At 32.8% G+C, this 11,305-nt stretch carries 10 protein-coding genes and 1 tRNA gene; 10 read left to right on the top strand and 1 reads right to left on the bottom strand.

Annotated elements, in window-relative coordinates:
• Positions 1 to 764: 764 nt before the first annotated feature.
• Positions 765 to 849, bottom strand: a tRNA-Leu gene (locus M3Z80_RS07385).
• A gap of 527 nt (positions 850 to 1,376) precedes the next feature.
• Here M3Z80_RS07385 and nuoE point away from each other — a divergent pair.
• The 10 genes from nuoE (at position 1,377) to M3Z80_RS07335 (ending at position 10,980) form a co-directional block, all read left to right on the top strand.
• Positions 1,377 to 1,907: an NADH-quinone oxidoreductase subunit NuoE gene (nuoE, locus tag M3Z80_RS07380; protein ID WP_293918900.1), complete on the top strand. Its 531-nt coding sequence runs from the start codon at positions 1,377 to 1,379 to the stop codon at positions 1,905 to 1,907.
• 31 nt (positions 1,908 to 1,938) lie between these two features.
• A complete protein-coding gene (gene nuoF, locus M3Z80_RS07375; RefSeq protein WP_293918899.1) occupies positions 1,939 to 3,270 on the top strand; it encodes an NADH-quinone oxidoreductase subunit NuoF in 1,332 nt (443 codons plus the stop codon).
• Between the two features lie 37 nt (positions 3,271 to 3,307).
• Positions 3,308 to 4,078 (top strand): hypothetical protein, encoded by a 771-nt coding sequence (locus tag M3Z80_RS07370; RefSeq protein ID WP_293918898.1) that lies wholly within the window; start codon positions 3,308 to 3,310, stop codon positions 4,076 to 4,078.
• A 24-nt stretch (positions 4,079 to 4,102) separates the two neighbouring features.
• A complete protein-coding gene (locus M3Z80_RS07365; RefSeq protein WP_293918897.1) occupies positions 4,103 to 5,095 on the top strand; it encodes an NADH-quinone oxidoreductase subunit G in 993 nt (330 codons plus the stop codon).
• A 7-nt stretch (positions 5,096 to 5,102) separates the two neighbouring features.
• Positions 5,103 to 6,152 carry an NADH-quinone oxidoreductase subunit NuoH gene (nuoH, locus tag M3Z80_RS07360; RefSeq protein ID WP_293918896.1) on the top strand — a complete coding sequence of 350 codons (1,050 nt, stop codon included), beginning with the start codon at positions 5,103 to 5,105 and terminating at the stop codon, positions 6,150 to 6,152.
• A gap of 80 nt (positions 6,153 to 6,232) precedes the next feature.
• The gene (locus M3Z80_RS07355) at positions 6,233 to 6,730 is read left to right on the top strand and encodes a NuoI/complex I 23 kDa subunit family protein (protein ID WP_293918901.1); all 498 of its coding nucleotides are present in this window, start codon (positions 6,233 to 6,235) and stop codon (positions 6,728 to 6,730) included.
• A gap of 5 nt (positions 6,731 to 6,735) precedes the next feature.
• Positions 6,736 to 7,230 (top strand): NADH-quinone oxidoreductase subunit J family protein, encoded by a 495-nt coding sequence (locus tag M3Z80_RS07350; protein ID WP_293918895.1) that lies wholly within the window; start codon positions 6,736 to 6,738, stop codon positions 7,228 to 7,230.
• A gap of 30 nt (positions 7,231 to 7,260) precedes the next feature.
• Entirely contained in the window at positions 7,261 to 7,584 is a 324-nt protein-coding gene (gene nuoK / locus M3Z80_RS07345) for an NADH-quinone oxidoreductase subunit NuoK (protein WP_293918894.1), read from the top strand.
• A 3-nt stretch (positions 7,585 to 7,587) separates the two neighbouring features.
• Complete coding sequence (nuoL, locus tag M3Z80_RS07340) at positions 7,588 to 9,480, top strand: NADH-quinone oxidoreductase subunit L (RefSeq protein ID WP_293918893.1); 1,893 nt, start codon at positions 7,588 to 7,590, stop codon at positions 9,478 to 9,480.
• A 27-nt stretch (positions 9,481 to 9,507) separates the two neighbouring features.
• Positions 9,508 to 10,980 carry a complex I subunit 4 family protein gene (locus tag M3Z80_RS07335; protein ID WP_293918892.1) on the top strand — a complete coding sequence of 491 codons (1,473 nt, stop codon included), beginning with the start codon at positions 9,508 to 9,510 and terminating at the stop codon, positions 10,978 to 10,980.
• The last annotated feature ends 325 nt before the right edge of the window (positions 10,981 to 11,305 follow it).

Below are 11,305 nucleotides of genomic sequence, written 5' to 3'. Positions count from 1 at the left end.
GAAGATATTCAAGAAACAGGTAAATGGAGTTTGTCTGGAAATGCTCTTAAAATTATTTGGGATCAAACAGAAGAAGGGTTACTAAAATTGGCAGAAATATTTGGAATATAATAGATGTTATTTGGACTTTGTTACTCGTTGGAAATATATTTTTATCAAAACAAAAATAGTAAGTGTATCACGGATTTACGAATGATATTTTGTTAGATGATAAATGTGTCAGAAACTAAAGGAAATATCTAAAATAGCTGTGCATGTCGTTGAGTATTCTTGTAAAATATATTTAATCCATACTTCATAAGCCCGATCAAATAAATTATCTAAATTTGATACATAAAAGTCTATATATAAAGTTACTACGTTGTTCCAAAAAAGAAATTCAATTTCTTTTTTATAGGTGACTCTTTCACTTTTATCTAAAAATTTTCAACTTTTTTATTTAATTACTCTCATCAGGTTATTACTATAATCAATTGTTGGTCTGTATGGTATTTAAGTGTGTTTGTGTACAAAATAATTACGCAAAAGAAAAACATGTTTTATTGAGCTCTTAATTAGTATAAGGTTCGAAGATGTATTTTATTTATAAAATCCTAAAAAATAAATGTCATATGGTTTATATAGCGATAAAAATATCTATATATTTATTTGATTTATAGGTATTTAGTTTTTTTTATAAATAATTACCGTATAATCGAGCAAGAGTTATGCAGGTTTGATAAAATAAAAAAGCAACTAACTGATTGATAGTTAATTGCTTTTTTTGGTACGGATGAAGGGAATCGAACCCCCACGCCTCACGGCACTAGATCCTAAGTCTAGCGTGTCTACCAGTTCCACCACATCCGCATACTGGTTTTGGACTGCAAATATACATTTATTTTGTAAAATGTAAAATAATATTTTAATAATTTTTAAGAGTGGAAAACCATAGTATTTTAATGACCCTCTAATTAATATGTAAATAGTGAAATTAAAAAATAAAAAGTTTTTAAATATCGATAAAAAATTTAAAACATAATAATATAAATCATAGGTAAAACTAAAATAAAAAGTTCAAACTACCTCATTCATTTAGGATATTATAAGCTTTGAAATTAATTTAATGTAACACATAAAATATTAGAGGGCGTTAACAAAAGTTAAACCCTTGTGAAATATGATTTCTGTCAGTTATGCTATGAAAAAGAAAAATATCAAATTTAGCTTAATATGGGGTAAATAAAGACATTGTGAATTTTTATTTTAGCTGTAATGCAGTAATTTACTGTTATTTATAATGATTCCAGATTGGTTGATGTGGGGCAAAAACTCCGATTTTAACTTTTTAAGTAAATTTCAATATTGTATATTTGCAGCCTAACATTAAACTAAAAATGACTAAAAACGGTGTAAGCCCTGATAAAGAGATAGTTTTTAGCACTGAATCCTTAAATAAAGTACAAGAAATAGTCGCAAGATATCCGGAAGGTAAGCAGAAATCTGCTTTAATTCCTGTATTGCACTTGGCTCAAAAAGAATTTGGAGGATGGCTAGATGTCCCTGTTATGGATTATGTGGCTTCTTTATTAAATATTTCACCAATTGAAGTGTATGAAGTAGCTACTTTTTATACAATGTTTAATATGCAGCCTGTAGGAAAGTATGTATTAGAGGTATGTAGAACCGGGCCATGTATGTTAAATGGAAGTGATCAAATCATAGAACATATCAAAGAAAAATTGCAAATAAAAGAAGGAGAAACTACTGCAGATGGTATGTTTACATTAAAACCTGCAGAATGCTTAGGGGCCTGTGGGTATGCGCCTATGATGCAAATCGGTAAATTTTATCATGAACATCTGACCAAAGAAAAAGTGAATGAAATCATTGATCTTTGTAGAGCAGGAAATATTGCAATTGATTAAATAATAATTTAGAAGCATATATAATAATATAATGAGTAAAAAATTATTGCTTAAAAATATTGATGTAGAAGGAATAAAGACTTTTGAAGTTTTTAGAAAGCATGGAGGATATACCGCCGCAGAAAAAGCCCTTACAATGACTCCGGATGAAATCTTGGAAGAAGTAAAAACCAGTGGTCTTAGAGGGCGAGGAGGAGCCGGATTCCCAACTGGTATGAAATGGAGCTTTTTAGCTAAACCGGAAGGAGTTCCACGTTATTTAGTGGTTAATGCTGATGAATCAGAACCAGGTACATTTAAAGACCGTTTCCTAATGGAATATATACCCCATCAGCTCATAGAGGGAATTCTTATTTCTTCTTTCTGTTTAGGAGCGAATGTTTCTTATATCTATATACGAGGAGAATATTCCTGGATACCCGATATATTAGAAAAGGCGATACAAGAAGCGAAAGCAAATGGTTTTTTGGGGAAAAATATTAAAAATACAGGGTATGACCTTGAAATATATGTACAACGAGGTGCTGGAGCTTATGTATGTGGAGAAGAAACCGCCTTATTAGAATCATTAGAAGGAAAAAGAGGAAATCCAAGATTAAAACCTCCGTTCCCCGCTGTGAAAGGGTTATACCAATGCCCAACTGTAGTAAATAATGTAGAAACCATAGCTACAGTGCCGGCAATCATTTCTATAACCGGCGCAGAATATGCAAAAATGGGGGTAGGAAGATCAACAGGAACCAAATTAATTTCAGCATGTGGAAATCTGAATAAACCGGGAGTCTATGAAGTTGACTTTAATTTAAGTATAGAAGAATTTATTTACAGCGAAGAATATTGTGGAGGAATACCTAATGGGAAAAAACTAAAAGCCTGTATTCCCGGCGGGTCATCCGTACCTATTTTACCGGCAAAGCTGTTATTAAAAACAGCCAATGGAGAAACCCGTTTGATGAATTACGAAAGTATGGCTGATGGTGGGTTTGTTACAGGGACAGCTTTAGGCTCAGGAGGGTTTATAGTATTAGACGAGGATCAGTGTATTGTACGTCATACTATGACTTTAGCACGTTTTTATAACCATGAAAGTTGTGGCCAATGCACCCCTTGTCGTGAAGGTACTGGATGGATGTATAGAATATTAAGAAAAATAGAAGAAGGTAGAGGAGCGTATGAGGATATCGATTTATTGTGGAGCATACAAAATAAGATAGACGGAAATACAATATGTCCTTTAGGAGATGCAGCATCCTGGCCTGTTGCAGCAGCTATAAGACATTTTAGAGATGAGTTCGAATGGCATATTAATAATCCTGAATGTTTAACTAAAAATTATGGTATAGCTGAATATGCAACTATTTAACAAAAGTAATTTATTGTTTTTATTAGCAATATTTACAATGGGTACAGTCGATGCCCAAGAAAACAAAAGAAAAGCCCACAGAAAAGGTGAAGTATATGCCTACTGGGGTTGGAACCGAGCTTATTATGGAAGATCATCTGTCCATTTTACAGGAAATGATTACAATTTTACCCTACACGGCGTTAAAGGTGACGATAAACCGATCGGATGGAATTTTCATGATTTTTTAGATCCAACAAGAGTAACAATACCACAAGTAAACTATAGAATCGGTTATTTCTTTAAAGATAACTGGGCGGTTTCTTTAGGTATGGATCATATGAAATATGTTGTTAGACCGGGACAATGGGTAAAATCTACTGGAACGATAAATACTCCAGGATTTGAAAATGCAATTGTAGATGGAGAATACATTTATTTAGACGATAATTTTTTACATCTAGAGCATACTGACGGTCTAAATTACCTAAATGCAGAGTTAGAATATTATCATAATTTCATAACATCCGGCTTCTTTAAATTGAATAGTATTGCAGGAGGAGGTTTAGGGGTCGTGATACCAAAAACCAATGCCACAATAATGAATAATGAAAGACATGATAAATTTCATTTGGCAGGATGGGGCTTAGACGCAAAAGTAGGAGCAGAATTACTTTTTTGGAAGCTATTTTTCTTACGAACTGAATTAAAAGAAGGAGTAATATCAATGCCGGATATTAGAACAACTTCAAACAGTTCAGATAAAGCTTCCCAAACAATTTTGTATCTCCAATGGAATTATACATTCGGATTCAGTTGGCATTTTTAATGCATCAAGTTATATAAAAATCTAATGAACGAACAACCAAATAAAATAAAAGTAACAATAGATGGAATTACTGTAGAAGTAAATCCAGGGATTCCAATTGTAGAAGCAGCACGCCAAATCGGAGGAGCTTCAGTTCCTCCTACGATGTGTTATTATAGTAAATTGGAAGGAAGTGGAGGACGTTGCCGCACTTGTTTGGTAGAAGTGTCTAAAGGGTCGGATAAAGATCCTCGTCCCATGCCAAAATTAGTACCAGCTTGCCGAACTAATGTAATGGATGGAATGGAAGTAAAAGTTATTACTTCCGAAAGAGTAATACAAGCTGTACAAGGAGTTACGGAATTTTTACTAATCAACCATCCTTTAGATTGTCCAATATGTGATCAAGCCGGTGAATGCAAACTTCAAGATTTAGCTTATGAGCATGGATTAGATAAAACCCGTTCCGAGTTTCCAAGAAGAACTTTTCAATCTGACGATTTAGGACCATACATAAAATTAAATATGAACCGATGCATTCTCTGTGCAAGATGCGTATTAGTTGCCAATCAACTGACAGATCAAAGAAATCAGGGAATACTATTCAGGGGAGATCATGCAGAAATAAGCACTTATATAAGTAAAGCCATTGAAAATGATTTCTCAGGTAATATGATAGATGTATGTCCTGTAGGAGCCTTAACAGATAGAACTGCAAGATTTAAGAGCAGAGTTTGGTTTACAGAACCGGTAAATGCTACCTGTACCTGTGAAAAATGTAGCGGTAAGGCAGTCTTATGGATGAAAGGAGATACCATCATTAGAGTAACTGCACGTAAAGATGCATACAATGAGGTAGAAGAATTTATTTGTAACGATTGCAGATTTGAAAGAAAAGACGTGAATTATTGGAACATTGAAGGTCCTGCACACATTAGTGATCATTCGGTAATTTCGGTTAATCATTATGAGTTACCAATACCTAAAAATGATCCACATTACAAAATTGAAAAATATAAAGCTAAAACATTAGAATAATATACATATGTGGTTTACAGTAGTATTGGTAGTTATTTTATTTGTGTTATGTTTAGGAGCTGCAGCTTATGAAACATTAATGGAAAGGAAAGTAGCTGCCTTTTTACAAGATAGGATTGGGCCAAATAGAGCTGGAAAATTTGGTTTATTGCAACCGTTATGTGACGGAGGAAAACTATTTTTTAAAGAAGATTTTGTTCCCAAAAATGCAGAAAAATGGTTGTTTATCATATCCCCCGGGATACTTATGCTCATTGCATTAAGTACTGGAGCAGTCATTCCATGGGGTAAATCTTTATTTATCGGTGGAGAATCTTATTTAGTTCAAGTAGCAAATATTGATGTAGGAGTTCTCTATATAATGGGGATCGTGTCAATCGGTGTGTATGGAATCATGTTAGGAGGTTGGGCCTCCAATAATAAATATTCTCTATTAGGAGCGATAAGAGCTTCATCTCAGATGATTTCCTACGAATTAGCCATGGGATTATCATTGCTGTCAATCATTATGATGACTGGAACTTTAGATTTACGAGTAATGGTAGAACAACAAGCCTCTAATTTATATGGATTATCTTTCTTAAACGGACTGGCTTGGAATGTATTTTATCAACCTTTGGCATTCGTACTCTTTGTTACATGTTCGTTTGCAGAATTAAATAGAGCTCCTTTTGACCTAGCAGAATGTGAATCAGAGCTAATTGGAGGATATCATACAGAATATGGTTCTATGAAATTCGGAACTTTCCTCTTTGCGGAATATATAAATATGTTTATAAGCTCGGTATTAATAAGCACCCTATTTTTCGGAGGATATAGTTTTCCTTATATGAATAAATTGGCTGAAAATGGAACTTTAGGAGAAAATGCAATAGGGATTCTTAGCATCGTGTCATTATTAATTAAAACAACCTTCTGCATATTCTGTTTTATGTGGGTTAGATGGACTTTGCCAAGATTCAGATACGACCAGCTTATGCGTTTAGGATGGAGAGTCATGATACCTCTATCTATACTCAATTTATTAATAACTGCAACAATGGTTGTTTTTGGCTAAAAAATAAAGAAAAAAGTAAAGAAAGATTAAAATTTATGCAGAGGCTTACCAATAAATCTAAAATAATTTCAAATAAAGAAATGACTTTAAAGGAAAAAATATACCTTCCTGCTGTATTAGGAGGTATGAAAATTACCTTCAGTCATTTTTTTAAAAAACCGGTTACTACTTCATATCCAGAAGAGAAGAGAGATTTCAGCCCAGTTTATAGAGGTCGTCATGTCCTTAAAAGAGATGATGAAGGAAGAGAACGATGCACCGCGTGCGGATTATGCGCATTAGCTTGTCCAGCAGAAGCTATAACAATGGTAGCTTCAGAAAGAAAAAGAGGTGAAGAGAATCTATATAGAGAAGAAAAATATGCGGAAAGCTACGAAATAAATATGCTCAGATGTATTTTTTGCGGAATGTGTGAAGAAGCATGTCCGAAAGAAGCTATTTTTCTAACTGATCGACTGGTAATGCCGGAACATTTGCGTGAAGGTTTCATATATAGAAAAGATAAGCTTGTAGAAAGTATGGATAACAGAATTGATGTTTCACAAAGACAAATAAAAAAATATCCAGTAGAAAAATAAAAATTATGGAAGAAATTTTGTTTTATTTAGTATCTACGTGTGCAGTTGTGAGCGCATTATTTGTTGTTTTCAGTAAAAATCCTATGTACAGCATAATTTCATTAATTCTAACCTTTTTTTCCATAGCTGGGTTATATATAATGTTAAATGCTCAATTTTTAAGTATAGTTCAAATTATAGTTTATTCCGGAGCCATCATGGTATTATTCCTTTATGTGCTCATGATGTTAAATTTGAAAGAAAAAGATGAACCTTTAAAAGGAAGTGCATTTAGAATATTGGCAACCGTATGCGGTGGAATGGTATTCATAGGCTTTATTGGAGCACTGAAAGGATATCAGCAAATAGATTTTCCAACCAGTCCGGATAGCCAAATAGGATTGACCAAAAATTTAGGTCATTTATTATTTAGTAAATATGTATTACCCTTCGAGTTAGCAGGAATTCTATTCTTAGGGGCCTTAGTAGGTGCAGTAATGATAGGAAAAAGAGATTTATAACAAAATATATTTTCTTGAAATAAAAAAGAAATGATTAATAGTTTATTACAAAGTATACCGGTAGATTATTTTATATACTTATCCGCTTTACTATTTTGTATTGGAGTGACAGGAGTATTAGTAAGAAGAAATGCAATAATAATTTTAGGATGTGTGGAGCTGATGCTTAATTCAGTTAACTTATTGTTGGCAGCTTTCTCTGCCTATAAAGGAGATGCAGATGGACAAATTCTAGTGTTTTTTATCATGGTTGTAGCAGCTGCGGAAGTTGCAGTAGGACTAGCCATCATAACTATGATGTATCGAAATACACGATCTGTAGATGTAAGCTTATTTAATAGACTAAAAGGATAAGAAATGGAGAATATTATATATCTAATACCAATTTTACCACTTTTTGGATTTTTAATTTGTGGAATTTTTGGAAATAAAATGCCTAAAAAGGTTGTAGGAATAATTGCTAATTTAGCCGTTTGGATACCTTTTTTCTTATCTGTTTATTTATTCAGTACATTTACAGAACCCATCAAAGCATCATTATTTGATTGGTTTACAGTAGACCATTTACATGTTAGTTTTTCCTTTCAAATAGATCAATTATCCTTAATAATGATGATGATCGTTACAGGGATAGGTTCGCTTATTCATTTATATTCTATAGGATATATGCATGAAGATAAAGGTTTTTATAAATTCTTTTCTTATTTAAATCTTTTCATATTTTCCATGCTTCTGTTAGTAATGGGAAGTAACTTCCTAATACTATTTATCGGATGGGAAGGAGTAGGATTTTGTTCCTATTTACTTATCGGATTTTGGTATACAAATAAAGAATATGGATATGCAGCCAGAAAGGCATTTGTAATGAATAGAATTGGAGATTTAGGTTTACTAATTGGAATATTCATGCTGTTTTATTATTTTGGAAGTGTAGAATATACCGATATAGCAGCTAAAGCCAATTTATTTAAACTCAATGACCCGATATTAATAACCGCCACTATATTTCTTTTTGTAGGGGCTATGGGAAAATCTGCACAAATTCCTCTATATACTTGGTTGCCTGATGCTATGGCAGGACCAACCCCTGTTTCAGCTTTAATCCATGCTGCAACTATGGTTACTGCAGGTATTTACATGATTATAAGATCCAATGCAATCTATAGCTTGGTACCGATTACCTTAGATTTTATAATGTATATCGGACTAGCTACTTCCATATTAGCCGCATTCATAGGATTAAGACAAAACGACATCAAGAAAGTTTTAGCTTATTCAACTGTATCACAATTAGGACTAATGTTTACGGCCTTAGGAGCAGAAGCGTATACAACCGCTTTATTCCATGTAATAACTCATGCGTTTTTTAAAGCATTATTATTTTTAGGAGCAGGAAGTGTTATTCATGCGATGAGTGGAGAGCAAGATATGAGATATATGGGCGGTTTAAGAAAAAAAATACCTGTAACCTATTGGACTTTTTTAATAGGAACGTTGGCCATATGTGGAATTCCGCCTTTAGCAGGGATGTTCTCTAAAGACGAAATTTTAGTGGCACTTTGGACTAAAAATAAAGTTATCTGGGGACTAACACTATTTTCTGCCGCTTTAACATGTATTTACATGTTCCGTCTTTTATTCCTTACCTTCTTTGGAGAATTTAAGGGGACAGAAGAACAAAAGAAACATATGCATGAAAGTCCTGCAATAATGACATTTCCATTAATCATATTGGCTATATTGACTACAATCGGCGGAGGATTAAATCTACCCCATTATTTAGGTGAGGGCATATCTCAAAAATTAGCACATTGGTTGCAGCCTATATACGTTGGTTTACATATACATGAAGAGCCTTCTTTTGGAATCGAGATGACCTTGTTAGCCATAACTTTAGCGGTCATAGCTTTAGTAGCCATTGTTTCTTATAATAAATATGTAACGAGAAAAATACAAGCCCAAATTGTTGAGAACATGAGTGGCTGGGAAAAAATTTCAGCACATGCTGCCTACATTAACGAATTTTACAATGAAGTAATTGTTAATCCGGTTTTAAACCTTGGAAAGTTTCTGAAGAATATTGTGGATAAATATATCATAAACGGAATAGTAGAAGGAACAGCAAAAACCGTCAAGGGTTGCGGAAGTGTTGTAAGATTAATACAAAACGGTAACGTAGAGTTTTATGTATTTGCAATGTCCCTAGGTATATTTATTTTATTACTAGTTGCAGAATTTTTAAGTCATTAATATTAAATACAAAAGTAAAAAGATATAATGTTAACTTTAGCAGTACTACTTTTACCAATAATAGGATCAGGCATATTATTTGCCTTAAAGGGAAATGTTTCAAAATATTTAGCTTTTATAATTGCAATATCCGAATTGGTATTAACCGCTATTATTTGGTATAATTTTAAAGCAAATTCAGGCATTCAATTTGAATTTGGTAAAGAGCTTTATTTTTCTCCGATTAAATCCACCTTACATTTCGGTATGGATGGTTTAACTCTTCTAATGCTTCTTTTAACCAATACATTAACGCCTATAATTATATATTCATCATTTAACGATGAACGTCCTGCAAATTTTTATGCTTTAATTCTGTTAATGCAGTTTGGATTGGTAGGAATATTTTCCTCCTTGGACGGATTAATGTTTTATATATTCTGGGAAATTACCTTACTTCCAATTTGGTTTATATGCGGAATATACGGAACGGGAGAAAACAGATTGAAAATAAATTATAAATTCTTTATTTATACATTTTTCGGATCCCTATTTATGTTAGTAGCATTGATCTATGTCTATTTACAAGCAGGATCCTTTGATTTAAATGCGTTATACGCAGTTAAAATCAGTTCACAAGCCCAAATATTTATCTTTTGGATGTTTTTCCTTGCATTTGCCATTAAATTGCCTATCTTCCCATTCCATACTTGGCAAGCCGATACTTATACAATGGCTCCTACTCAAGGATCAATGCTATTATCAGGCATAATGCTTAAAATGGGAGTATTTGGAATTATAAGATACTTATTACCACTTTCGCCAGAAGCAGTAGGAGGTACTTCAGGTACAATAGCTTTAATTTTATCCATCATAGGAATTGTATATGCATCATTGATAGCAATCGTTCAGAAAGATATCAAACGACTGATAGCTTTTTCTTCTATGGCTCACGTGGGATTAATAGCTGCAGGTATTTTTGCTAGCGCAATTGTTTCCATGCATTGTGGAATAGATATAACAGGAATAGAAGGAGCTTCCGTTCAGATGTTAGCTCATGGTGTGAATGTAGTTGGATTATTTTATGTTGCGGATATATTAATTAAAAAATTCGGTACTAGAGATTTAAGTAAAATGGGTGGTTTAGCAACAAAAGCTCCGTTTTTAGCTGTTTTATTTATGATTATATCCGTAGGAACTATGGCAGTACCTTTAACCAATGCCTTTATCGGAGAATTTCTTTTATTAAAAAGTGTCTATACACTAAGTATCTGGGGAGCTATTATCGCAGGTTTAACTCTTATACTCTGTGCTGTTTACGTTACTAAAATGTATGGAATGTCTATGTTTGGTAAAGGAAATAAAGAATTTTTAGAAGGTCAAAAAGATATTTCATTACAAACTCGAATAGGTTTGATGGTAATAGCAACATTGATTATAGTCTATGGTGTATATCCACAACCTTTGTTGTCTTTATCTTCTGAAACTGCACATCAAATAGTATCACTTTTAGTAAAATAAAAGTACTTTATAAATTAGTAAATATTGTTAGAAGATATTTAGGCTGCTGAAACTTATTTGAGTGTAAAAGTTAAATATGCAATTTTCTAAAGTTATTCATATTTACCTTACAATTATAATAAAAAGCTAAGAAACATAATTATATTTACCATATAGGAAAAAATAAGGAGAATAACCTCCTTAGGTAATTTTGCTAACAAGTAATGTGTGGATAATATCCATGAAAAAGGGGTTTGTTATTTTAAATATGACAGTAACCCCTTTCGGATCTTAGATATCAATAACCAAAGCCTCTTCAATATTAGCAATTTTAGAAGGTCTGGAT

The organism is Apibacter sp. (assembly GCF_025291155.1).
Classification (GTDB): Bacteria; Bacteroidota; Bacteroidia; order Flavobacteriales; family Weeksellaceae; genus Apibacter.
Note: the sequence above shows the minus strand (reverse complement) of the source record. Positions and strands in the feature narration are given on the sequence as shown.